The sequence below is a fragment of the Saccharicrinis sp. 156 genome (assembly GCF_050589685.1).
Taxonomy (GTDB): Bacteria; Bacteroidota; Bacteroidia; order Bacteroidales; family Marinilabiliaceae; genus Saccharicrinis.
Map to the genome: position 1 here is coordinate 26,096 of NZ_JBNGOS010000004.1, position 25,315 is coordinate 51,410.

Below are 25,315 nucleotides of genomic sequence, written 5' to 3' on the forward strand. Positions count from 1 at the left end.
TATTATCTCTGCTTAGCTTACCTGTTTTTGGTAGGCAGACATTTTTTATCTTAACAAAATAATTTGTGAGAAAGTACATTATAATGTGCTCGCTGCTTGTGTGCTTCGCATTGACCAGTAGGGCACAAATGTATTCTGTTACAGGTGTTGTACATGACGAAGAGGGTATTCCTCTGCCTGGTTGTCATGTGCATTATGCCGATATGTGTGATGTAACAGATAGTAATGGTGGTTTTGAACACGAAGTGCCGGAAGGAAAGGTGAATATTACCTTTTCGTTTGTCGGTTACCATAAAAAAGACTCATCTTTCTTTGTTACGCAAGATGTTCAGGTTGAAGTTTTGTTGAAGCCAGACAACCGGTTGATGACGGAAATAGCCGTAGTTGTGAATGGTATTAGTAGAACCAAGTCGAAGAAAAACGAAGTTGTAAATGCCAATTTTGTTACGCAAAATCAAACGGGAACCTTTATTAAATCCATCGAACGATTACCCGGTGTAAACGCAATGGATATAGGAGCCCATGCATCTAAACCAATTATCAGGGGTATGGGCTTTAACCGTGTTGTGGTAAGCGAGAACGGTGTTAAACAGGAGGGACAGCAGTGGGGTGCCGATCATGGTCTGGAGCTGGATCCTTTTAGCATTGAAATGGCAGAGGTGGTTAAAGGTGCTTCCGGTTTGGAATATGGTAGCGACGCCATTGGTGGTTATATAAACATTACCAATAACAAGCTGCCGACTAAACATTCTTTTTCGGGCGATGTGACTTTAATCGGGAAATCGGTGAATGATAACTATGGAGGATCATTGTCGCTGACGGGTAGGTCGGATAAATATTTTTTTAAGGCTAGAGCCTCGGCTCAGGACTATGGTGACTACCGAATCCCTTCTGTCAAAATTAGATATTTAGAAACGGATATTCCGATCTATAATAATAGGCTTAAGAACACGGCAGGTGAAGAAAAAGACTTGTCGGTTTTGGTAGGCAGAATAACCGAAAAGTATAAAACAACGGTTTCCGCAAGTAGTGTTTATCAAAAGTCAGGGTTTTTTCAGGGTGCACATGGGGTGCCTAAGATTGAAAGGGTAGCACATGACGGAGATTATAGGAATATAGATTATCCATATCAGAAAGCCAATCATTTAAAAGTGCTCAGTCAAACCAGGTTTTTCCTAAGCAATGGTGACCTTGCATTTTATTTGGGTTTGCAGGATAACTTAAGGCAGGAATGGAGCACTTTCCATACGCATTATTCAAATCAGACCGCACCTGAAACGAATAAAGATCTGGAATTAGAGTTCCGTTTAAAGACCTATAGTGCAAATGTCAAATACCAATTAAACGCCTCGGCATTGGGTAAATTGCGCTTGGGCCTGCAGTATCAGTTAAAGGATAATGATGTGACGGGGTATAATTATTTGTTGCCTCAGTATGATGCCTATAGCTTAGGCGGCTTTGTTCAGTCAGAATATCCTTTAAACGATAGACTGAAACTGAACGGAGGCTTCCGATATGATTATGGTTCGGTTGAAACCCATGGATTCTACGACGATATTTTGTTTGATTATCTGACATCAAAAGGTGATTCAAATGAGGAGGCTGCTTTGTATGCTCAGCGTAGCACAGACCTGAATAAGGATTTTGGTGATATAAGCTGGTTGGTTGGGTTGGTCTATAAGCCAAACGATCAACTGATTTCCAGGATGAATCTGGGAACTGCTTTCAGGATGCCAACTCCAATCGAGTTGGGCGCTAATGGGGTACATCATGGATCGTTTAGGCATGAAAAAGGGGATGGTAAGTTAGGTTCGGAGAAAGGATATTACATAGATGCTAACCTGGAATGGGACAATAAAATTTGGATGCTGGTACTAAGTCCGTACTTGTATTATTTCTCCAACTATCTGTACCTCCAGCCAACAGGTGAGTTTAGCAAGCTTCCACATGCGGGACAGATTTATCGATATTCACAAACAAAAGCAATGCTTTCGGGTGTGGAGTTTAGCCTGGAGAAAAAATGGTTTAACAGCATTTTAGGTTCCTCTGTAACGTTAGAATATATCTATAATCAAAGGATTTCGGACAGCAAAAAAGAACGTTATCCATTACCTTTTACGCCACCCTTTAATGGTTTTGCCGAAGTGGATTGCAAAATATTCAGACAAAGTAAATCCATAAGAAACACTCGTTTGTTTTTGAATAGTCGTTTTGCTTTAAAACAAAGCAGAATATCTAATAACGAGGAAGAAACAAACGGTTATATCATTGGAGGGGCTGGAGTTTCAACGGAAGCTTGGGTTGGCAAACAAATGATAGAACTCGTTTTGCAAGGCAGTAATCTTTTAAACACGAAGTACTTCAATCATATAAGTTTTTACCGAAGAATTGAAATACCGGAACAAGGCAGAAACCTGCAATTGTTGATTAAAGTTCCTTTTAACCATAAAAATTAGAAGAATGAAAAAAATATTATTTGTATTACCCATATTTATTTTTGTTTTTGTTGCCTGTAGCAGCAGCGATGAAGTAGATACAACAAAACCAACCATTGAATTGATGAAGCCTGTCGATGGTGAAGCTTTTCATCCTGGAGATAAAATTGAATTTATATGTAATTTTTCAGATAACGATGAATTGGCATCCTACAAAGTAGATATCCATAGTGCTTTTGATAGTCATGCGCATTCCGCCATTCAATTAAAATCAGGTGCAGAAGAAGATCATGGCGAGGCCTGGGATTATGAAAATACATGGACTTTTGAAGATGGTTTGAGTACTGCCTCGGTAAGCCATCAGGAAATGGTTATTCCTGTAACGATACTTCACGAAGGAGTCAGCGAAGAAGTTGCGGAAGGTCACTACCACCTTGGTGTTTATTGCTTGGATGCAGCAGGGAATCAAAGTGAGTTTTTTATTGAAATAGAAATTGAGCACGAAGAGTAATGATAAAACGTTCTAGTTGAAACAATAAAGGGATGATTCGGATAGTATTATACAATTTGTTTCATCCCTTTTTATCTTTGTAATAATAAGGAGGGTTGATTATATTTGAGCAACCAATTACGAAAGGCTATGTATCAAATTATAGAACCAACATTACTGCTAAACACCTCCATCTGTAAGGCCAATATTAAAAAGATGGCAGAGCGTGTTAAAGGATGGCGGGGAGACTTTAGGCCACATTTCAAAACCCATCAATCCGCTGAAATTGGAGGTTGGTTTCGGGAAGTAGGTGTGGAGCGGATTACCGTATCCTCGTTTACAATGGCCAAATATTTTGCGCAACAAGGTTGGCAGGATATTACCGTTGCATTGACTTGTACCAAGATTCATAGTGAGCTGATCAACGAGTTGTCCGCTAACATCAATCTGAATATTTTGGTGGAAGATGACGAAACCATACAAGAACTGGAAAAGACTTTGAAAAATCCGGTGGGCGTTTTTATTAAGGCCGATACCGGATATAATCGTACAGGTATTAATGCCAGTGACTTATCAGGGATTAAAAAAATACTTTGTTGTTTAAAAGATACCACGAAGTTAATTTTTATAGGTTTTTTGACCCATGCGGGTAACACTTACTATGCCCGTAACAAGGAGCAATTAGAGGATATGGTTGAACCTGCTTTGGAAAAAATACTTGCCATAAAAACGTTTTTAAAAGATGAGTTTCCCTTGATGCAACTTTCCTGGGGCGACACGCCGAGTTGTTCTATTTACAACAATTTTTATGGCATGGATGAATATCGTCCTGGTAATTTCGTTTTTTACGATTATACCCAGGTTCAGATAGGTAGTTGTAAAATGAGTGATGTAGCGGTTTGTTTGGCTGCACCTGTACTGGCTGTACATCCACAAAGAAAAGAAATAGTTATGCATGCAGGGGCAGTGCACCTTTCCAAGGATTGGGTAGAATTACCTAGTGGAGTTACTTCTTATGGGAAAGTGGTTAAGTTGAATGGCCTGGAATGGGATACGGGACAGGTGGTGGGTGAGGTCAGGTCCATATCGCAGGAACACGGCATAGTTTCTGTTGGTGAAGAGGTCCTGGAGCAGATTAAACCGGGTGATACGCTTGGTATAATACCGGTTCACTCATGTCTGACAGCTCATTTAATGAAACAGTTTTTAAGCAATGAAGGTAACTTTATCGAAATGATGAAGTAGAAGTAGCTTGAGGAACTGTTTTATTCAAGATTAATTTATTTATAAACGATATTTATATGAAGCAATTATTACTTCTGTTTTGTTTGATGGTTATTGTAGGTGGATGTGCCAGTAAGCGATATGTAAAAAAAGCAAGTTTGCTGGAAAACTCGGGTCTTTATGCCGATGCGGCCGATAATTATTTTAGTTCCCTGCGCAAAAACATCAATAATATTGATGCCAAATTAGGGCTTCAGCGCACCGGACAATTAGTTCTGGAAGATAAAATCGAAAACTTCAAAGCGCAATATCAAAGCGGAAGTGCAAAAGATGCCGTTTATGCCTACCGTGCTGCCGAAAATTATTATAAAAAGTTACAAGGGGTAGGCATTAAACTTCTTTTTCCCGAGGAGGAAAAAAGTTATTATCAAGAGGTTGAAGATACCTACTTGAACCAACTGTATGGAAATGCGGTGAAAGCACTTAGTTTAGAGCAGTTTGCCGGTTCTGAGAAACAGTTCTCCGAAATTTTGTCTATTAACGGGAATTATAAGGATGCTAAAAGTAAATGGGTAGTTGCCAAATACGAGCCTTTATATAGGAAGGGAAACGAACAGATGAATAACAATATGTATCGTTCGGCTTATTATACTTTTAAGGGTATTATTGATGGTGTTAGCACCTATCAAAACAGCCTTGATTTGATGAATAAGTCATTGGATTATGCCAAGGTTACGATATATATATCGTCGGTTAACACCAATTCTTCATCTTACAAAACTATTGCAAGTCAGTTAAACAATAAAGTGGTTAAAGGAATTAACGATATTAACTCGCCTCTCTACGAGGTTGTTGGTGCCGGATCTTCCGCTTCCACCAGTACCAATAATTTTAAGGCTTTTTTATTGGATAGAACAAAGGGCGTGGAAAGCAAAGTCTCCATTCCCGATTCCAAGGCGTTATTTGAAGCATATGTACAAAAATATTCAAGGGATAATGGACGGCTGGTGAAAACCGAAAAAAGGGGATATCTGAAGCGGGTTGAAAAATATGAGGATGCAACTACCAAGCTAACAAAGGAAAGAACCATATACGATAAGGTGAAGTACTACGAATATAACCTGACGCGCAAAGCAAGCCTGACGGTGTCTTATTCAATGAAAAGGAGGGATCGGGATGAAGTTGCGGTTTCAAATGTGTTTAACAAAGAAGAGACTGATATTATTATGTATGCCGATTTTGAAGGAGACTACAAGGAATTGGTTCCGGGTACATGGAAATATCAAACCAAAGATCATGATACAGATAAGGTATATGATAATGCGATTAGTGTGGATAAGTTACACCAGCTTTTTGAAAGCCATAAAACAGCAAAAACACTAACGGAATTAGAGAATACTTTAATGGATAACTGCGTAGCGCAAATTACCGGGGAGATTATTAACTATAAGCCAGAGAACTAAATAAAAAAGTTACATGCGAACTACTTTAATACTGCTTATTGCGGCATTGCTTTCTGCTTGTTCGGGTACCAAAAAACAAGCAGAGTTATTGGAGCAAACTAAACCGTCATGGCTGAAAGAGCGGCCTGTAAATCCAAATTACTATTATGGTATAGGAATAACGCCTAAGATTGGATCGCCAATGCTGTACGAAGATAAGGCCAAGGAGAGGGCTTTGGCCGATATTTCGAGTCAGATTAACTCGACGATTAAAGCGGAGGCCGTGTTTTATCAGGTGGAGGATAAACAAGGGGTACATGAATATTTGCAAAACAGGATTAAATCTACTTCGTCAGAATATTTGGAGGGATACGAATATGTGGATGAATGGGAAGATCTGTCAAATGTGTACATCTTTTATCGCCTTTCGAAACAGAAATACCAGGAGATAAAAGAACAAAGAAAAAGAAAAGCATTGAAGTTGGCTTCTGAAAAATATTTAACGGGGCTTGAATTGATCGAAAAGGGAAGCCATATGCCGGCAATAGAACATTTTGCACAGTCGATTGATGCGCTGAGCGGATATTTAAATGAATCAACCACGACTGAGGTGGAAGGAGAACAAGTGGATTTGGCTTCGGAATCTAGTACCGAAATGAGTGACATTGTGAACGGTTTTCGACTGATTTCCGATGTATCCATGTTGGATACATCTAATTTCTTTTTGGTATGCGATGATAAGGGGAGAAGGGTACGCAACTGTCCGGTACGACTGGAATATTCAGGTGGCTATCTGGTAAACGATCATGTGAAATCGGACGATCGGGGTAGGGTAGAAATGCCGGAACTACCGCAAGGCAAGGCAACCTCATCTCAAACCCTGACCGTTGAAATTGATTTGGTTAACCTGGGGCGCCAGATAACCAGAAACTTGTATGTGAGAAAGGTAATTGAACAACAAAAGGCGGGTAGTGTGGTTTTGGTTGATTAGCTAGTATTTCATAAAGAATCAAATAAATACGATTAAGTATGAATAAATAACTATTTACGCAAAAGATAAGAGGCTTCTATTTTCGATGCCTTTTAACTTTTGCGCAATTCTCGATGGCATGCTCTGTTGGAAACAAAACTATTTAACAGGTACATTTCTTAATGTCTGCACCAAAAACTTCCAGAATTTTTCTACTGTTTCGATGTTCACTTTTTCATCAGGTGAGTGTGGAAAACGGATGGTGGGGCCAAATGAAATCATATCCCAATTTGGATAAACAGCGCCCAGTATTCCGCATTCCAATCCAGCATGTATTCCTTTTATTTCCGGAACCTTTCCATATTCCTTGTGATATACATCTTTCATCACAGTCAATATTTCTGAATCGGGATTTGGTTTCCAGCCCGGATATTGACCACTAAATTCGACCTCTGCACCGGCCAACCGGAATAAGCTTTCTAACGTTGATTCCACGTCTTCCTTGGCAGAATCCACAGAGCTGCGAATTAAGCACATGGCCTTGGTTTTTCCTCCTTCAGATTTTACAATGGCCAGATTTAATGAGGTTTCTACCAGACCTTCCATGCTGTCGCTCATACGGATCACTCCGTTGGGGCACGCTTGGATGGCATTGACCAAATCATCTTGCGAAAGCTCATCCATCAATGTGGCCGGGATATCGCATTTTTCAGCCATCAGAGATAGGTTCGGTTCGGTAGCCGATAATTCGCTTTGGTATATTGTTGCAAATTCCTCAATGGTTTCGGAGAATTCTATAACATTGTTGGCAGGAACGGTAACCACCGCAAAGGCTTCACGGGGAATGGCATTGCGCAAGCTTCCTCCATCGATGGAGGCCAAACGAACACCATAAGCTGCAATTACCTCTTTTAATAAGCGGAACATCAGTTTATTGGCGTTTCCCCGACCCAATACAATATCCATTCCTGAGTGACCGCCTTTTAAACCAGTCAGTGAAATTTTAAAAGCAACCGTGTCAGCATCAGGTTCTACCTCTTTATAGTTAAATGTCATATTAGCGTTGGATCCACCGGCACAACCCACATAGAGTTCACCTTCATCTTCGGAATCCATATTGATTAAGATATCGGCCTCCAACATTCCAGCTTCCAGGCCAAAGGCTCCCGTCATTCCTGTTTCTTCGTCAATGGTAAATAAGGTCTCAATGGGTCCATGTTGTATATCTTTAGATTGCAGAACGGCCATCGCTGCCGCTACACCTATTCCATTGTCGGCCCCTAATGTAGTTCCGTTGGCTTTTACCCAACCGTCTTCAATATAGGTTTCAATGGGATCTTTCTCAAAATCATGAACTTTATCGCTGTTCTTTTGCGGCACCATATCTACATGTCCTTGTAAAACAACGGTCTTACGGTTTTCCATTCCTGGTGTAGCCGGCTTTTTTATTACCACATTGCCAGTACCGTCAACAATAGTTTCCAAACCAAGTTTCTTTCCGAATTCCATCACATAATCGGCTGCCTGTTTTTCCTTTTTACTTGGACGAGGGATTTGTGTTAGCGCATAAAAATTCTCCCATAACGATATGGGTTCCAGTTTTGATATTTCGTTGCTCATGAATGTAATATTTGAAATGACGAACACTGAGGCACTGAGGCACGGAGGTTCTTGTTAATTAATTTTCGCTAAAATAACCAATTAGAAACGGATAGTATGTGATAACTATCAGGCTTCTTGTTGACAATTATTCTTCCTTAAAGTTCCTGGATAGGTTTGTTAGAACCTCAATGGTTCTAACAGAATCCTCCTTGTCGACGAAAATATGGTCGTGATAATAACCTGCAATTACATTGCAGCTAATATTATTTTTTGCCAACTCTCCAGAGAAAATAGCAGTCAGTCCAACTGCTTCCAATGAAGAATGCACAGATAGTGTAATCCAGGAAGCAATAAAATCATAGCTGAAACCTAATTCGTCCGCTTTAATTCTATTGATTACAATTGTTACTCCTTCTTTTTCTTTAAACTCGCATATCGTGTCTTTTCTGTTTATCCGGTTTAAATCCTTAATGGTTACGAAAACGTATTCGCCTGGATGGAGTATGGGGGTCATCCCTTTTATAAGAACAGATAAGTTAGTTTCTCCTGTCATGAATTTTTTTGATTTTGTCACCTTTACCGTTTCCAAAAGAACAATTTCTTCTGCTTATCATCATTTAACCCACAATATGCATTAGAAATCCTGTTGCGCAATTAAACTACTTCAAAACAAGGCGTTTCACGGAGTTGCTTCAACTCACCAGAGCGGTGCTATGCCTCGTTTCAGAAACTCCTTGTTTTATCGTATTTTAAATACTCATTACGTACCTCTAATACATAATCCAGGTTTAAATTTCCAATGCACTGTCACTGTTTATCATGAATTAGATATGTGATACGTCGGTTTGAATTGCATGGTGAAACGGGGGTGTCCAAAAATATTTGTAATTAACAGCAAGTCTTACAAATTGTAAGTTTTTTCATAAACTTAATTTCGGATGCCTTGCTTATGCGCTAGTCCCCTTGAGGCTTTGTTATGACTATTGCCGGTCGGATTACTTACTGGAAACTGACAAAAGTGCCCCTGTAACCGGACAAACCTCAATCACCACACCTTCTTTGGCAAGTATCGATGGCGACATTGAAATAACCTGACCGTATTGGGCTAATTTCACGCCTTTAGAACCAATTGAGATATTTTTATCAACAATATTTACGGTAGCATCCGCTGGTATATTGTAGAATAAACCATTTCTAACGGGTTCTTTCGATGGCGCGGTAATATTGTTTTTCAATTCTTTTCTTTTCTCAATATTCAGCTTTAAATAGATAGGTGTTCCTGAAATATCCATGGCATCCACTAAGCCTTTTTGTTGGTTGAAACGGCATATAACATAATTTTCATAACTACTTAGCGGATCAGGTGTTACTTCAAAACTTCGGGTTAAAGTAACCGTAACGGTTTTACCTGCAAAAAGCGATACGAAATCTTTTTCTTGTTTTTCTATCTCTTTTAAAACTGTTTTGTAGGCTTCACCATCCGGTGGCAAATTTTCTAATTCTCCGGAAAGCAAGTCGGTTCTGGTAGTCCTTAACCGATAAACCATATTGGCGGCTTCCTGAGCCATAGCTGCAGAAGAGGTCTTATATAATAACTCTTCGTTTAAAGCAACATTGTCAAAATCTATATCTGCCAGAGCCGGAGTAGATATGGTGGCAGTGTGAGGTGCTTCGGTCGTGAAGGAATAGCTGTTGTTGATACCGGCTAAAACTCCATCCGGAGTTAAAGTGAGCATTTGAGCAGAAGTATTACCCGTTGTAAAAATACTAAACCTTTTGCTTTCGTCCGCTTTCCCTTGGGTACTTATGCTTACTCCTTTAATGACCCATTCTTCGTCATCTTCGGTTATTACATTGTTGAGATTTAAATAGCGTTGCGAATACCGATAATATGGCCCTGTTTTTTTAATTACTTTCTCCATTTCAATATCCACCTTAATGGTTGTTTGGGGCAACATATAGGTCAACGACTCAGCAGTGGCATCGGAGACTTCAGCGGTTGGTTTAACCTCAACCTGCGCAATTCCTTTTTTCTGCGCGAACAAACCTGATGTTGCGCAAAAAGCAACTATCAGGATGAATGGTGTTATTTTAATTTTAATCATTTGGTATACTTATTAAATATATTAATCTCTTATTTCAATCGTACTCTCTTAAACGCTTCTCCCAGCGAACTTATTATATCAGAGGCTAGCAATGACTCTTCTGATTCGTGTCGCAATCCTATATCCCCTGCTTTACCATGCACATATACGCCCATAATGGCAGCTTTGTCCGGTGAATAACGCTGCGCCAATAAGGCAAGAATTATGCCGGTTAATACATCTCCGCTTCCTGCAGTTGCCATGCCCGGATTACCGGTGTTGTTAAAGTAGCATTTACCATCGGGAAGGCAGGTGATCGTGTGGGCACCTTTTAAAACCGTGATTACATTGTTTTGCTGGCAAAATTCTTTTAACAATTTAAGTTTGTGCATATCATTTTTCCAGGAACCAGCCAATCGTTCAAACTCCTTTGGATGCGGGGTAAGAATAGTATGTTGGGGCAGCTTATTGAGCAATTTTTTGTTTTCACTCAGTATATTTAATCCATCAGCATCCACCACCAGTGTTTGTTCCTCAATTTTATCCAGCATCTCTTCAAATGCCAAAACAGTGTTTCTCTTTTTATCCAGTCCGGGGCCGATGCCTATGGCGTTATATCCATTTAATTCGGGAAATTCGGTAAAAATCATTTCTGAGCGGTCAATGCTGGTCATGGCTTCGGGAATAGCGGTTTGGATAATATTGTAGCCCCAATGCGGAACATGGGCGGTCAGCAAACCAACTCCTGATTTCAGGCAAGCTTTAGCTGCTAATATTGCGGCTCCCATTTTACCGTAACTTCCCGCAATTAACAAAGCATGACCGAAATTTCCTTTATGGCTATGCTTGGGGCGGGATTTATGAATAGAAGAGATAAAATACTTCTCCACGAGTAAGTGCAAGTCTTGTTGTTCTTCGATATATTCCGAAAGCAAACCAATATCTAACACATGCCATTGACCCACAAATTCGCTGTTTTCCGGAAAAAGAAAAGACAATTTCGGCATTTGAAAAGTTAATGTAATATCTGCCTTTACAATAGACTGCTGGTTGGTATGATCCTCATCATATTCGGCAAGCAAGCCTGATGGGATATCAATGGATATAATTTTATTGGGAAGTTGATTTATTTTATCAATCACCAACTTTGCCAATCCTTCAACAGGACGATTTAAGCCGGAACCAAAAATGGCATCAATAATAATGGCATCAGGCTCAATTTTTTCGAAATCAATATCTTTTAAAAACTCGATTTTTTGAAGGCAATTGGCATCAGTTTTTTGCAGATGTTTGTAATTAGCATTGGCATCCTTACTAAGCTTATCAGAAAATTGAATCAAAAAAACTTTCTTGTTAAACGGAAAAGCGTCTAACATTCTGCCGATAGCCAAACCATCTCCACCATTATTGCCCGTACCGGCAAAAACGTAATACGAAGTAGCATCAATATTAGAGACCATCCAATCCATGCAGCTTTGAGCAGCCCGTTCCATTAAGTCAATAGAGGCTATAGGCTCATTGTCGATGGTAAATTGGTCGAGTTCCCTAATTTGTTGAGGGGTCAATATTTTCACTTTTTATATTTATTTAGTTAATACCCTTGGTTTTTCCATTAAAAAGGTAAAAAAACAATTTAAACTTTGTAACATGAGAAAAAGCACTATATTCATGCCTCGTTTTTTTTTACATTTGTGCGTATTCACAAATATAAGTAAGAATCACGTTTAGTACATAAACAATATAAAATAATTAGAACTATTAAAGATGAATGGAAATCAAAAAGAACTGTTAGGGCATCCGTTTGGGCTATTTGTCCTATTTATGGCTGAAATGTGGGAGCGTTTCTGTTATTATGGTATGCGAGGACTATTGACCCTGTACCTGTTAAAAGTATTGTTGATTGAACAATCGGAAAGCTACCTAATTTATGGGGCGTATACAGCTTTGGTTTACCTGGCGCCCGTTCTTGGTGGTAAAATAGCCGATACTCTTTTAGGATACAAAAAAGCTGTTGTATTTGGAGCCGTTTTGATGGCTGTTGGTGAGTTTGTTATTCTGGGCGGAACTCCTAATGCCTTGTTCTGGGGTATGGGCTTACTGATTGTGGGTAACGGGTATTTTAAAGCTAATATTTCAAGTATTGTAGGAAAACTTTATAAAGATGGCGATGAACGCAGGGATTCGGGTTTTACGATCTTTTATATTGGGATTAATATTGGTGCACTGCTGGCAACGACAGTATGTGTGTATATCGGCGAAACTTACGGCTTTCATTACGGATTTGCGTTAGCTGGCATTGGTATGTTGCTAGGACTTATCTTTTTTACCCTGGGACAAAAATACTACATTGAAAAGGCATTGCCACCAAACCCTGAAGATTTGAAGAAGAAAGTGGGAGGAATCATCTCGAAAGAATACTTGGTTTATGTGTTATCCCTTGCTATTGTTCCTTTGATTTACCTTTTGGTGAACGAAAACAGTATAGTTGGAATTATTCTTGGAGCTACTGCCATATTTTCTATCATCTATCTAATTAAAGAAGGTATTAAAGAAGGTAAGGTGTTGTTGGATAGGATGATTCTTTTTATTATCCTTTGTATATTCAATATTGTTTTCTGGGCATTGTTTGAGCAAGCAGGAACTTCGTTGACCGTTTTTGCGGACGTTAATGTAAACAGGAATGTTTTAGGCTTTGAATTAACAGCCGGTAATACGCAGTTCTTTAACCCTCTTTATATTATTCTTTTCGGGTCATTGTTTTCAATGATGTGGACAAAATTAACTAAGATTGGCAAAAACCCAAGCATTCCATTGAAGTTTGGTTTAGGTATTATTCAACTTGGATTAGGATATCTGGTAGTTATTATTGGAAATCATTTTGCGGTAGATTATAAGGTGCCTCTTTGGACATTAGCATTTTTATATATGTTGCATACCACCGGCGAGTTGTTTATTTCGCCAATTGGGTTATCAATGGTTACAAAATTAGCTCCAGCTAAGCTAACCGGCACATTGATGGGGGTTTGGTTCCTGTCGTTTGCAGGTTCCAACTATGTGGCAGGTATTTTGGCTACGTTAACAGGTTCAGAAGGGCAATCCGGTGGAGAGGCCATTGTGGCTTCTACTAAGGACAGTTTGGCCACTTATATTGATGTGTACAGCACAATGGGGCTCACCGCTGTGGGTGTTGGTTTATTGGTGGCATTGTTATCGCCTTGGCTGCGTAAGTTATTGCACGGTATTGAATAGATCTATTTATTTGATTGGTCCTAAATAACCTTTACAGATTATTATACTAAAAATAACAACATTCTCAGAAGTCCACAAGGGTACCCTTGTGGACTTCTGGTTTTTTGTAGGTTCTGATCCAAACATGTTGTCGTTTGTACATTTGGTTTGGCGTTAGCATATCACATGAATGATGAGGTCTTCGCCTATTTTATCTCACTCTGCAGTCGGCAACCAAAGACTGCAGTATTGTAATGCCTGCTGATTGATCTTAGTGGGCTTTTCGTTTTTAATATGTGGATAGGTAGATATTATTTTACACCCCAAAATAGGGGCAATTTTACTATGTGTTAGATATAAATTGACTTAGATTTATGCTGTCATTTTTTTAATCATAAATTAAAATAAATATGAAATCTACATTATATCTGCAATTTATAGTAGCATGTTTGCTTTTTGTTACCTTAAGTTCATTAGCGCAGACAAAACCCATCGTAACCGAAGATGTTATCTTTCAGGAAAATGACGGCCTTGTGGCGGTGGAAGCCGAATATTTCTACAGACAATCTAAGAATGATTTACGTCAGTGGTATATGTATCAAAAAGACGTTTGGCCCAAAGTTGGTCGAGATGATGATGATCCGCATTGTAAAGGTGCCAGTAATAATTCGTACATCGAAATAATTCCTGATACGCGTGTAACGCACGATGATAAGTTAATTCCTAATGAGAACTTCTGTGGTGAAGCGGGTAAAATGGCGCTTGTTCATTATAAGGTAAACTTCAAAACAACAGGTAGGTATTACGTGTGGGTGCGAGCTTATAGTACAGGTAGTGAAGACAATGGATTGCATGTGGGTTTAGATGGGGAGTGGCCAGAGTCAGGGCAAAGACTGCAATGGTGCACCAATAAGCATAGCTGGCATTGGGAAAGCAAGCAACGTACCGAAAAACAGCATTGCGGAGTGCCTCACTTCATTTATCTGGATATTGATAAAAGTGGAGAACACGAAGTTGCATTTAGCATGCGGGAAGATGGATTTGAGTTTGATAAGTTCATCCTTACCAACGATATCAACTATGTTCCTAATGCGGATGAAGGGCCAAAAGTGTTGGTGAGTAGCGGAACCTTGCCTAAACCATTTCCTGTTGTTAATGAGGATTTGATGGTAAAAAGGTCTGTAACGCTTGCTGCTGCTCAAAGCACAAGTGATGTTGCTGTGCTTAAAGCAATTGATTTCCCCATTGAAGGAACCAGCTATTATGTAGATAAAAATTGGTTGGCGATTAACCCAGATAAAGCAAAAGAAGCTATGACTACCAGAGTGTTTAAGGGTAGAAACGGAACTTTTGATGTGGTGTTTTTAGGTGTTGGAGAAAATGATGGTTCTTCGGAATATTCACTTCTAATTAACGATAAAAAGGTAGGTACTTATTTGCCTCCTTTAAGTCTTAACTCTTTCGAAGAATCAGCTAAATATTGTAAGGTTTGGAGAAATGTAACTGTCAATAGGGGAGATAAAGTGACAGTAAAAGCAAAAGTAGGAAGTGTTAACGGAGAGTTTAGCAGAGCTCGCTGGTCGGGAGTTGCTTTTGTGCCACTTGGAAAATCGGACAAGGTACTAAAGGCGATTGACAGAAATTCAACAGCTGCTAATGCTGGTCCGCTTGCTTATAAAGGAAAAAAGAAAGTAAGCAATGTTAAACCTGCCATAACAGGAGAGTTGAAAAGATGGCATAAAGTAACCTTAACCTTTGATGGGCCGGAAACTTCAGAAACTGATAAATTTAATCCATACATGCATTACCGTTTCGATGTAACTTTTACCCACGAAGCAAGCGGCAAGAAATATAAAGTTCCAGGTTATTTTGCGGCAGATGGTGATGCAGGCAACACTTCTTCGACTAAAGGTAATAAGTGGCGAGTACATTTTGCTCCTGATGAATTGGGGAAATGGGATTACACGGTCAACTTCCGCAAAGGCGGTTTTGTTGCAGTAAGCGATAAGGAAAAGACAGGGGTTAGCGGTGAATATATGGATCAATCTTCTGGTTCGTTTGATATTGAGGAAACAGATAAAACAGGAAGGGATTTCAGAAGTAAGGGATACCTGCAATATGTCGGCAATCGTTACCTTAAGTTTGCCGGGTCGGGAGAATATTTCTTGAAAGTGGGTGCCGATGCACCGGAAAATATGTTGGCATACGAAGAATTTGATGGCACATTCCATAATGACGGACACAAAGATAATCTGGTAAAAACATGGGAAGCACACGAGAAACATTGGAACAAAGGTGACCCAACCTGGAAAGATGGAAAGGGGAAAGATATCATTGGTGCAGTAAATTATCTGGCTTCAAAGGGAATGAATGCATTCTCGTTTATTACCAACAATATTAAAGGTGACGACCAAAATGTTTTTCCTTATATAAATTACGACACTTATGATAGGATCGATTGCTCCAAAATGGACCAGTGGGAAGTATTGTTTTTACACGCCGATAGCCTAGGGATGTTTCTTCATTTTAAAACGCTAGAAGTAGAAAACCAGGGGTTGTTGGATAATGGAGGAGTAGGTGCCAATAGTAAATTGTACTACCGCGAGTTAATAGCTCGTTTTGGGCACCACCTGGCCTTAAATTGGAACCTTTGTGAAGAAAGCGGAGATTGGGTAAAGGACAACCGAACTGCACCTCAGTTTAAATGGCAACGTTGGTCTATGGCTGCTTATTTTGCAGAACATGATCCGTATAAACATCATATCGTAATCCATAACGGAAATCCGTTTTACGACATGCTTGGGCCTGATTGCCCATTGACGGGGCCTTCGGTACAAACCAACAAAGCTGATTTTAGTAATGTGCATGGTTCGGTTCTGAAATGGATCAACGAATCGAAAAAAGCAGGCAAACAATGGGCCGTGGCCTGTGACGAGCCAGGAGATGCACAGCATTCTTTGTTGCCGGATGCCGAAAATCCGGAACACAATAATGCCCGTATGAACGGGCTTTGGGGGACGTTTATGGCGGGAGGCTGGGGTACCGAATGGTATTTCGGTTACAAGCACGCACATAGCGATTTGACTTGCCAGGATTATGCCAGCCGTGATTTATTTTGGGATCAAGGGAAAATAGCATTGGATTTTTTCCAGGATAACAAAATTCCTTTCTGGGAAATGGAAAGCCATGACGAATTAGTAGCTGCCAAAAGTGATTATGCTTTTGCCAAGCCGGGGGAAATCTATGTTTTCTTCTTAAAAAAAGGAACTTCAAAAGTGGATTTGTCAGCGGCCACGGGTAAGTTAAGTGTAATGTGGTTTAATCCTCGAACAGGAGGAGAGCTTCAAAAAGGAAGTAGAAAAAAGGTTGAAGCAGGTAAAGATGTAGATTTGGGAAATCCTCCTGATAAAGATGGAAAAGATTGGGTTGTTCTGGTAAAGTCGCATTAGTTTAGGTGTGTAGGTGTTGAAAACGGTGTTGTCATCCTAATTTATTGCGTCAACGCCGTTTATACGCAAATCATGTCAATAGGAGCAAAGTTATTGTTATTCCCGGATATAGGTTGATTATAAACTGCCAATATAATGACCTAAGCTTTCTTTATGTGCAAGTCCCACTTTTTTGCGTATACGATAGCGGGAAGTATGGACACTCTGTACCGAAATGTTAAGGATTTTAGCCATCTCGTTACTGTCAAAGTGTAGTTTAATCAAGGCACAGTGTTTCTGTTCTGTAGCTGTAATGTTAGGATGTTTCTCTCTAAGTCGTTCGTAAAAATTATCATTAACTTTTACAAATCGCATATTGAATTCTTCCCAAAGGTTTTGGTTACCTTTGGAATACTTGTTGCGTAAAAAATTGTACTTGCCGGGAACTTCTTTTTTAATGGTATCTAACAACTCATTTAAAGCTTGGTCCTTATCGATAAGTTGCAAAGCATAGGTAGTTAATTCTTTGCTTTTTACATCTAGGATGGCTCTGCTTTTTTCTTTCTCTAGTTGCTGTTGTAGGTTAAGTTTCTTCAAGCGGTTTTTTAATTTAAAAAGTGCGGTGGCCGAAATACCTAATAGAAATAGCAAACCAAATAAAATGCTCAAAATATTTTGAATCTTGTTTTTCTGATGAATGACGTCATGCTGTCGCTGAATCAACTTTTCCTTTTCAATTAGAGCTTCCTTATATTTGTTTTTGATTTCAAAAAGTTGATTGTTTCTCTCACTTTTGGCGTTAAAAAGGCTGTCAGAAGCCATGTTTCCTTCGTGCAAAAAAGAATATGCCAGTTGAGGATTGTTTTGCTTCAGGTATACAGAGGCCAGATTCTTTAGAATCTGAGGTTTGTACTCCAGATATGCTTTTTTTTCTTTTAGTGCTTGCAAGCTCTTTAAATAGTAAAATTCTGCACTGTCCAACTTATTTTGTTTTTGTTTTAAATCACCCAAAAATAAACAAGTGGCAATTTGGTAGTTAGCGTTGTTATCAATAAAATATCGATTGGCCTTGCTTAAAAAGGATTCCGACATAGTCAACTGACCTTTTTTTAAGTAGATGAGACCCTTTTCTGCAACCACAAAAGGTTGGGCCCCGTCCGGATTAAAAAAATAACAAGAATCTAAATAATTTAAGGCTAAATCATATTCCTTATTGTCGCGATGAACTATAGCCAAACTAAAATAACTTTGTTTAGCTTGGTTATGTTTGTTTTCTTTTGGTAATTTACTCGATTTTATTCTGTTGATGGACCATCTTATGTAATTTATGGCCATACTGTCCTTATTAAATATATTATAAAGAATTCCCAAATTTCTATGGATATGTATTTGGCTTATTTCATCATCTATTTCTTCAGCCAGCAATAAGGCATCCCATAGCTTATCGAATGAATCGTTATAGTCCCCCCTAAAACGATAAATATCTGTTAAGCCAATTAAGCATTGAATGGCATTTCCAGTATCCCTGGCACTTGTTAATTGTTCTAGTTTTTGTTTTAATAACAAAATTTGTTCTTCTGAATTAGCCTCCGAATTTTGAATGGTTACATTTATAGAAGAACTTAACAAACTATCGGGTGTTGTGAGTTTTGATTTGCCCACTGAATATGCGGAAAAAAGCAAAGAGCCGGAGATGAAACCCCAAAAAATGAGATGTAAATGCTTGCTATAACCCATAAAACAAAGTTATGGTATAATTTGATTTTAAAGATATCTATTAGAAATTAAAAGATGGTTGTCTAGTTTAAAATGAGGATTAATTAGAAGTTGAATAGGGAGAATTCCCAGTTGAATACTGTTTGAATAGCCAAACATACCGTATCTCTAGAAACCAAATATTAATTTTGCTTTCGCGGAATTTGGGTTTGGACAATTTAAAAGCAGACATATGATGAATTTAAAAAAAACAATATTGTTATTACTGGCGATTGCGGTAAAGTTTTCGGTAGTTAATGCTCAGCAGGAGGATTTTTCATTTGAAAATAATGAATTGCCCTTAGAAGAAAGGGTTGAGATTTTGGTTTCGCAAATAACCACAGAGGAAAAGATAGCCCAGTTGGTAAATGGGGCTCCTGCTATTCCCCGATTAAATATACCTGATTACGATTGGTGGAACGAAGCCTTGCATGGAGTGGCCCGCAATGGGAAAGCAACGGTATTTCCACAAGGAATTGGCTTGGGAGCTACTTTCGACCCGGAATTGGCTCATCGGGTTGCTTCTGCTATTTCTACCGAGGCCAGGGCCAAGTATGCGGTTTCGCAGCATATGGGCAACCATAGTAAATATGCGGGTTTAACTTTTTGGACACCCAACGTGAATATTTTTAGGGATCCGCGTTGGGGAAGGGGACAGGAAACCTATGGTGAAGACCCTTTTTTAATGTCGAAAATGGGGGTGGCATTTGTTAAGGGGTTGCAAGGTGATCATCCTGTTTATTTAAAATCGGCAGCTTGTGCCAAGCATTATGCCGTACATTCCGGCCCCGAGGAAGTGAGACATACTTTTAATGCCGAACCAACACAGCAGGATTTGTATGAAACCTACCTCCCGGCTTTTGAGGCTTTGGTCACCGAAGCTAAAGTGGAAGGAGTAATGGGGGCGTATAACGCGGTTTTTGGCGAACCGGCTTGTGCCAATACCTTTTTATTAAAGGAGGTGTTGAGGGACCGATGGAACTTTGATGGGTATGTAACTTCGGATTGCGGTGCTATCGGTGGGATTGTCTGGAAACAGAAGTTCGTAAAAACTGCACCCGAAGCCGCCGCCGTGGCTTTAAAAGCAGGGGTAAACCTAAATTGTGGCGGAACATATGGTAATCTTCAAAAAGCTTTGGAACTGGGATTGATCACCGAGGAATTGATTCACGAGCGTACCAAACAACTGTTTAAAACCCGTTTTAGGTTGGGCATAGTGGGAAATGCAGGTGACAATCCTTATGCTAACATTGGGTCCGATAAGATTCATTGCGCTGAGCATGTGGAATTGGCGCGCGAGGTGGCCCAGAAATCCATAGTGTTGTTGAAGAATAAAAACAATACACTGCCCTTAGCCAAGGATATTAAAGTGCCTTATGTGACCGGACCTTTTGCTAACTCCGGTGATATGTTAATTGGAAGTTATTATGGCATAAGTCCGAATTTGGTAACTGTTTTAGAAGGGGTTGCTGATGCCGTTTCATTAGGAACTTCATTGAACTACAGAAGTGGCGCTTTGCCATTCCATAAAAATATAAACCCCAAAAACTGGGCACCTAACGTCGCAAAGGAGTCGGATGTTACTATTTGCGTTGTGGGGTTAACAGCCGATTTTGAAGGCGAGGAAGTGGATGCCATTGCTTCCGGTGCCATAGGTGATAAAGTCGATTTAAAGCTGCCTCAAAACCAAATCGACTATGTAAAGCAGATTGCTGAGGTGAAAAAAGGTCCATTGGTGCTGTTAATTGCCAGCGGAAGCCCTGTTTCACTGGAAGGTATTGAGGAGCACTGCGAAGCCATCCTTCAAATTTGGTATCCGGGAGAACAGGGAGGAAAGGCTGTGGCCGATGTATTGTTTGGAGATATATCGCCTTCAGGTCATCTTCCTCTAACGTTTCCTAAAAATGTGGATCAGCTGCCTCCTTACGAAGATTATTCTATGAAAGGGAGAACTTATAAATATATGACGAAAGAACCCATGTTTCCTTTTGGATTCGGTTTGACATATTCAAAAACTGAGCTGAGTGGTTTAACTTTAAGCAGGACAAAATTAAAGAAATCGGAAAGTCTTGATGTGAAAGTGGATGTGGCTAACATGGGTGATTACGATATTGATGAGGTAGTTCAATTATATGTTTGCCCAGTGGATACAACTGGTGGTATTCCTTTAAAAAGTTTGAAAGCGTTTAATAGGATATCACTTAAAAAGGGAGAACAAAAACAGATTGCTTTCAGCATTCCTCCTGAACAACTAAAAGTAGTAAATGAGATGGGTAAAAAAGTTTGGCGGAAAGGACAATATAAAATTGTTGTTGGAAATGCGTCACCCGGTAAATTAAGCGTTGACCTGGGGGCGGCAGCTCCACAAGAAGTTATGGTGGTGTTAAGATAGGAATTATCATAAGCTTAAGGGTGTCTCAAAAATTAATAGTAAACTTTTTAGAACGTAAGTGTCATGCCCAAAATTCTTCCCTTTTGACGGTGGAGTCAGGGGGAAGTAACACGTTAAAGGCGCGGGGATGGGGTGGTAACTGTATATTTTATCGTTGATTAAAATAGTTGCGACAGCTTCTTTAAATGCTACTTATTTTATGGCAATCTTTGCTGTTTTTTCATCAGCCCACCACTGCCTGTAATCTTGTTTGTTCTCATTTAGGAAAACTTGTTCTCCAATTACAGGAGTTACCAAATTAAAACTTTCGTTGTCGTATAGTTTCGATATCGTTTTTAACCCGCAATATGCATTAGAAATTCTATTACACATTGAAATTACTTTAAAACAAGACACTTTGTTGCATCACTTCAACTCACCAGAACGATGCTCCCGAAAGTAATAGGGACAAGTTATGCCTTGTTTCAGTAATGCCTTGTTTTATTGTACTTGCCATGCTCGTGACGAACCTCCAATACATAATCCGGGTTTAACGGAGTATCCCTAGCATGGTTGGCCAAATCAAATTTGCCGCAATGACCTGGAAGCAGGTTCTCTGTTTTTAAGTCAGAGGCAGCTTTCAGCACTTCGTCAGGATGCATATGGATGTACCGCCGGGCCTCGTACTGACCGTTTTCAAGTAATGCCAAATCAAAGGGCCCAAATCTTTCTTCTATCTGGGCAAAGTGGTTATCATATCCACTATCACCTCCCAGAAATAAGGTGCTACTTGGCGTTTTCAGAACAAAGGAAGCCCAAAGTGTTTGGTTTCGTTAAATCCTCTGCCCGAAAAATGTCGTGCAGGAGTGGTGTGTGAAACAAAGCCTTCGTCGAGCAGTACCATGTCGTTCCAGTCTGTTTCAAAGATGATTTCTTTTGAAATTCCCCAGTGCTCAAGGTGCGCCCCAACCCCTAAACCACAAATATTTTTTTTGAACTTCGGTTTTAAAGCCATCATGGTTTTGTAATACAGATGATCCCAGTGATCATGGGTGATAAATAGATAATCTATCTTGGGAATATCCTCGTATGCATAAACATCGGCTCCTTTAAATGCTTTTATAGAGAATGAAAATGGTGATGCACTCCCGCTCAACACGGGACCTATTAAAATATTTTTTCCATCTACTTGTAAAAAATAGGATGAGTGCCCAAACCAGATAAGTGTATTTTCCACCTTTTCTTGTTTTGATCCATGCAGTGCAGATTAACAAAGCAGCTCTTATTTCGTTCTGAAGAAAAACCAATGCACAAAATTATATCAATTACAACGATTATTTTTATCCATAGTCCTTATGCTTAAACATACTTATTGCTGTTTAACCTGAAAATTCGTAAAATTTTTCACCATCAGGGCTCGCGTGTTATTTTTTTCTCTTAATAACTTACGGTATAGTAGTAAACTATGAGGGAAGTTCGTCAATAATCCAAAATTTGGGTATTGAAAAATTTATAAAAAATTAGGGTTATCCCTGAAAAAACATACGGTTTGCGTCATGGTTCGTGAATTTTCATGAATAATTCGGTTTGATTTTAGCTGGTAGCCGGCAGCTTTTAGCTTGAGGTTAATGGTCAATTACTAACATTAATCATGAGGACTTACCTTAATTTATTCTATTTTCGGCGGCCATAAGATATTCATTGATACGTTGCAAGTTGGAGATCGAAACCTTTTTTTGGGGAGCAGGTACTTTTAAACTTTCAACTTTACACTTTAAACGCTTAGAATATGTCCAAACAAAAACATCCAAAGGGGCTAATGATTCTCTTTTTTACCGAAATGTGGGAACGGTTCGGTTATTATTTGATGCTCGGGATTTTCAGTCTTTATATGATTGAACCTTCATCTTCAAAATTTGCCGGACTAGGCTTTACGAACATGCAGGCTGCTGATATTTACGGAACTTATCTGGCTTTGGTTTATTTAACCCCGTTCTTTGGCGGATTAATTGCGGACCGAATGTTAGGTTATCGCAAGTCCATATTAATTGGTGGAGTGCTGATGGCTGCAGGTTATATTGGATTGGCCATACCTGATTCCATGGGTGCGTTTTATATTTCCCTGTTGCTCATTATTCTAGGTAACGGAATGTTTAAGCCTAATGTGTCGGTGTTACTTGGTAAATTATATGAAAAACCGGAGTATGAATCGTTAAAAGATTCTGGTTATAATATCTTTTATATGGGTATCAACATAGGTGCCTTTGTCTGTAACTTTGTGGCTGCTTACCTTCGGTTAACCTACGGTTGGGGCTGGGCTTTTGCTGCTGCCGGTATTGGTATGCTGGTTGGAGTAGTTTGGTTCCTGTTTGGTTTGGCCCGTGTTCCGGAAATTAAGGAGGCCGATAAAATATCACCGAAACGTCCTGGTGATGTTTCTATGAGCCGCTTATTTACTGCCCTTTTCTTGCCGGCTTTTGGCGCGGCCGTACTCGGTTGGTTTATACCTGGAACCATGTTTGGTGGTGATTCAACTGATGCTTTTATCTTTTTTTGTATTCCGGTGTTAGGATTCTTTTTTACTACCTGGAAAACTGCGGACAAAAAAACGGAGCGGGAACCTATCGCTGCCTTGTTAGCGGTGTTTGGTGTAGTAATTATTTTTTGGGCCGTATTTCATCAAAATGGTTCGGCTTTGACGTATTGGGCAAAAAATAATACTGCACGAGAAGTTTCAGGGATTACAGAAAGTGTGATAAATACCATTGCGAAAACAGAAGATGTTTCTACACTGCCAAGAACCATAAAATTACAAGGGCCGCATGGGGAGGACTTAGGAACAAAGCAGGGACCTAATACTTATTTCGATAATTATACCAAGGAGTTTCCAAAAGGTAACCTGGAAGGAAAACCAGGAGATATGACGGATTCGGAATGGGCGTCGTTATCGGCAGCCCAAAAATCGGAAGGTGGTAAATTGAGCTTGTGGCCTACAGAGTTGCAAGCGTCTATTAACCCTGGTTTTGTGGTATTATTAACGCCATTGGTGGTGGGCGTTTTTGCCTGGCTTCGCCGACGTAAAAAAGAGCCTACCACACCGGGTAAGATTGCCTGGGGGATGTTGATCTCTGCTTTGTCGTGGCTGGTAATGGTGGTGGCGGCGATTTATTCACAGAATGGATTAGATAAAGCATCGGTCGCATGGCTATTCGGAGTTTATGGTGTAATTACCGTTGGTGAACTTTGCCTAAGCCCAATGGGACTTTCGTTGGTGAGTAAGCTAGCACCCAAACGTATTGCAGCACTTATGATGGGAGGGTGGTTTTTAAGCACCGCCATCGGTAACAAACTTTCAGGTGTACTATCCGGTCTTTGGGACTTGTTCGAAAAGAAATCCTATTTCTTCCTGACCAATGCAGTTCTAACTTTCGGCGCCTTTTTGATAATTGTATTATTAATGCCATGGTTAAAAAGAGTGTACAATCAGTATGTGGACTAAAACAATAGCTCTTAGCTATTGTAAAAATATAAGCGCTCGGTGTAAATACATCGAGCGTTTTTTATGGAAAATATGTAAATTGTAGGGGATAAATTAATGCCATCGCCATGAAAATAAAAATTATACAAGGGGATATCACAAAGCAAAAAGCCGATGCCATTGTTAATGCTGCTAATTCATCATTAATGGGTGGTGGAGGAGTCGATGGGGCCATTCATCGGGCAGGGGGCAAATCTATTTTGGATGAATGTATGATGATTAGGGATAGACAAGGCGGCTGTCCAACCGGTGAGGCAGTCATTACCACTGCCGGAAAGCTTCCTGCCAAATATGTAATCCATACGGTAGGGCCGGTTTGGAATGGTGGTAAATCGGGCGAAGCTGAGAAGTTGAGGAACTGTTATTTGAATTCAATAAGACTGGCAGAACAGAATAATGTCATAACCATTGCATTTCCAAATATTAGCACCGGAGTTTATGGCTACCCTAAAAAAGAAGCCGCAGAAATCGCAATAAAATCGATTAAGCATGTAGTAAGTAATACCGTTAAGGAAGTGCGGTTTGTATGCTTTGATGAGGAGAACTATACTTTGTACAAGGATCTGCTTGAGTTGATGTAATAATCTGGCTTCAAGTCAAGCATGGCCTTACGGGCCAAGTTTTGTTCTTATTGAATTTTTCTTCACGATAAAAAGGATCACGTAGCTATGGCTATGCTTACTTTTTCTCCTTTTGAAAAATTCATTAATAATGGCAACTTACCCGAAATTCCACACCTGACTTGACA

Annotated in this window: 18 protein-coding genes; 10 read left to right on the top strand and 8 right to left on the bottom strand. The window is 39.6% G+C overall.

Annotated features, from left to right (window positions below):
• Nucleotides 1-65: 65 nt before the first annotated feature.
• The 5 genes from ACRD64_RS02905 (at nt 66) to ACRD64_RS02925 (ending at nt 6,582) form a co-directional block, all read left to right on the top strand.
• On the top strand, nt 66-2,456 hold the full coding sequence (locus ACRD64_RS02905; protein WP_430931663.1) for a TonB-dependent receptor: 2,391 nt from the start codon (nt 66-68) through the stop codon (nt 2,454-2,456).
• A 4-nt stretch (nt 2,457-2,460) separates the two neighbouring features.
• On the top strand, nt 2,461-2,946 hold the full coding sequence (locus tag ACRD64_RS02910; RefSeq protein ID WP_430931664.1) for a DUF4625 domain-containing protein: 486 nt from the start codon (nt 2,461-2,463) through the stop codon (nt 2,944-2,946).
• A gap of 129 nt (nt 2,947-3,075) precedes the next feature.
• On the top strand, nt 3,076-4,170 hold the full coding sequence (locus tag ACRD64_RS02915; RefSeq protein ID WP_430931665.1) for an alanine racemase: 1,095 nt from the start codon (nt 3,076-3,078) through the stop codon (nt 4,168-4,170).
• A gap of 56 nt (nt 4,171-4,226) precedes the next feature.
• Entirely contained in the window at nt 4,227-5,612 is a 1,386-nt protein-coding gene (locus tag ACRD64_RS02920; RefSeq protein ID WP_430931666.1) for a hypothetical protein, read from the top strand.
• A 13-nt stretch (nt 5,613-5,625) separates the two neighbouring features.
• Nucleotides 5,626-6,582, top strand: coding sequence for an LPP20 family lipoprotein (locus ACRD64_RS02925; RefSeq protein WP_430931667.1), 957 nt, complete (start codon nt 5,626-5,628; stop codon nt 6,580-6,582).
• Nucleotides 6,583-6,720: 138 nt separating this feature from the next.
• Here the strand turns inward: ACRD64_RS02925 and ACRD64_RS02930 are convergent, their stop codons facing one another.
• The 4 genes from ACRD64_RS02930 to ACRD64_RS02945 form a co-directional block, all read right to left on the bottom strand.
• A complete protein-coding gene (locus ACRD64_RS02930) occupies nt 6,721-8,181 on the bottom strand; it encodes an aminoacyl-histidine dipeptidase (protein WP_430931668.1) in 1,461 nt (486 codons plus the stop codon).
• Between the two features lie 127 nt (nt 8,182-8,308).
• A complete protein-coding gene (locus ACRD64_RS02935) occupies nt 8,309-8,716 on the bottom strand; it encodes an ACT domain-containing protein (protein WP_430931669.1) in 408 nt (135 codons plus the stop codon).
• 442 nt (nt 8,717-9,158) lie between these two features.
• Entirely contained in the window at nt 9,159-10,268 is a 1,110-nt protein-coding gene (locus ACRD64_RS02940; protein WP_430931670.1) for a DUF4831 family protein, read from the bottom strand.
• A gap of 29 nt (nt 10,269-10,297) precedes the next feature.
• Entirely contained in the window at nt 10,298-11,821 is a 1,524-nt protein-coding gene (locus ACRD64_RS02945; RefSeq protein ID WP_430931671.1) for an NAD(P)H-hydrate dehydratase, read from the bottom strand.
• Nucleotides 11,822-12,011: 190 nt separating this feature from the next.
• On the opposite strand from ACRD64_RS02945, the gene ACRD64_RS02950 reads away from it, so the two are divergent.
• Entirely contained in the window at nt 12,012-13,496 is a 1,485-nt protein-coding gene (locus tag ACRD64_RS02950; RefSeq protein ID WP_430931672.1) for a peptide MFS transporter, read from the top strand.
• A gap of 389 nt (nt 13,497-13,885) precedes the next feature.
• Nucleotides 13,886-16,924 (top strand): DUF5060 domain-containing protein, encoded by a 3,039-nt coding sequence (locus ACRD64_RS02955; RefSeq protein ID WP_430931673.1) that lies wholly within the window; start codon nt 13,886-13,888, stop codon nt 16,922-16,924.
• A 117-nt stretch (nt 16,925-17,041) separates the two neighbouring features.
• Here the strand turns inward: ACRD64_RS02955 and ACRD64_RS02960 are convergent, their stop codons facing one another.
• Entirely contained in the window at nt 17,042-18,565 is a 1,524-nt protein-coding gene (locus ACRD64_RS02960) for a tetratricopeptide repeat protein (RefSeq protein ID WP_430931674.1), read from the bottom strand.
• 286 nt (nt 18,566-18,851) lie between these two features.
• Between ACRD64_RS02960 and ACRD64_RS02965 the strand changes: the two genes are divergently transcribed.
• Nucleotides 18,852-21,050 (top strand): glycoside hydrolase family 3 C-terminal domain-containing protein, encoded by a 2,199-nt coding sequence (locus ACRD64_RS02965; protein WP_430931675.1) that lies wholly within the window; start codon nt 18,852-18,854, stop codon nt 21,048-21,050.
• A 192-nt stretch (nt 21,051-21,242) separates the two neighbouring features.
• On the opposite strand, the gene ACRD64_RS02970 is transcribed toward ACRD64_RS02965, so the two are convergent.
• The 3 genes from ACRD64_RS02970 to ACRD64_RS02980 form a co-directional block, all read right to left on the bottom strand.
• Nucleotides 21,243-21,422, bottom strand: coding sequence for a hypothetical protein (locus ACRD64_RS02970; protein ID WP_430931676.1), 180 nt, complete (start codon nt 21,420-21,422; stop codon nt 21,243-21,245).
• 92 nt (nt 21,423-21,514) lie between these two features.
• Entirely contained in the window at nt 21,515-21,832 is a 318-nt protein-coding gene (locus ACRD64_RS02975) for an MBL fold metallo-hydrolase (protein ID WP_430931822.1), read from the bottom strand.
• Entirely contained in the window at nt 21,829-22,266 is a 438-nt protein-coding gene (locus ACRD64_RS02980; RefSeq protein WP_430931677.1) for an MBL fold metallo-hydrolase, read from the bottom strand. Before ACRD64_RS02980 ends, ACRD64_RS02975 begins: the two co-directional genes overlap by 4 nt.
• A gap of 552 nt (nt 22,267-22,818) precedes the next feature.
• Between ACRD64_RS02980 and ACRD64_RS02985 the strand changes: the two genes are divergently transcribed.
• Together ACRD64_RS02985 and ACRD64_RS02990 are read left to right on the top strand one after the other, a co-directional pair.
• A complete protein-coding gene (locus ACRD64_RS02985; protein WP_430931678.1) occupies nt 22,819-24,528 on the top strand; it encodes a peptide MFS transporter in 1,710 nt (569 codons plus the stop codon).
• Nucleotides 24,529-24,635: 107 nt separating this feature from the next.
• A complete protein-coding gene (locus ACRD64_RS02990) occupies nt 24,636-25,148 on the top strand; it encodes an O-acetyl-ADP-ribose deacetylase (RefSeq protein ID WP_430931679.1) in 513 nt (170 codons plus the stop codon).
• The last annotated feature ends 167 nt before the right edge of the window (nt 25,149-25,315 follow it).

Coding starts and splice junctions, on each gene's coding strand:
- ACRD64_RS02955 (WP_430931673.1), top strand. CDS start 13,886: ATGAAATCTACATTATATCTGCAATTTATAGTAGCATGTTTGCTTTTT.
- ACRD64_RS02970 (WP_430931676.1), bottom strand. CDS start 21,422: ATGTGTAATAGAATTTCTAATGCATATTGCGGGTTAAAAACGATATCG.
- ACRD64_RS02940 (WP_430931670.1), bottom strand. CDS start 10,268: ATGATTAAAATTAAAATAACACCATTCATCCTGATAGTTGCTTTTTGC.
- ACRD64_RS02950 (WP_430931672.1), top strand. CDS start 12,012: ATGAATGGAAATCAAAAAGAACTGTTAGGGCATCCGTTTGGGCTATTT.
- ACRD64_RS02935 (WP_430931669.1), bottom strand. CDS start 8,716: ATGACAGGAGAAACTAACTTATCTGTTCTTATAAAAGGGATGACCCCC.
- ACRD64_RS02920 (WP_430931666.1), top strand. CDS start 4,227: ATGAAGCAATTATTACTTCTGTTTTGTTTGATGGTTATTGTAGGTGGA.
- ACRD64_RS02930 (WP_430931668.1), bottom strand. CDS start 8,181: ATGAGCAACGAAATATCAAAACTGGAACCCATATCGTTATGGGAGAAT.
- ACRD64_RS02915 (WP_430931665.1), top strand. CDS start 3,076: ATGTATCAAATTATAGAACCAACATTACTGCTAAACACCTCCATCTGT.
- ACRD64_RS02925 (WP_430931667.1), top strand. CDS start 5,626: ATGCGAACTACTTTAATACTGCTTATTGCGGCATTGCTTTCTGCTTGT.
- ACRD64_RS02985 (WP_430931678.1), top strand. CDS start 22,819: ATGTCCAAACAAAAACATCCAAAGGGGCTAATGATTCTCTTTTTTACC.
- ACRD64_RS02990 (WP_430931679.1), top strand. CDS start 24,636: ATGAAAATAAAAATTATACAAGGGGATATCACAAAGCAAAAAGCCGAT.
- ACRD64_RS02965 (WP_430931675.1), top strand. CDS start 18,852: ATGATGAATTTAAAAAAAACAATATTGTTATTACTGGCGATTGCGGTA.
- ACRD64_RS02910 (WP_430931664.1), top strand. CDS start 2,461: ATGAAAAAAATATTATTTGTATTACCCATATTTATTTTTGTTTTTGTT.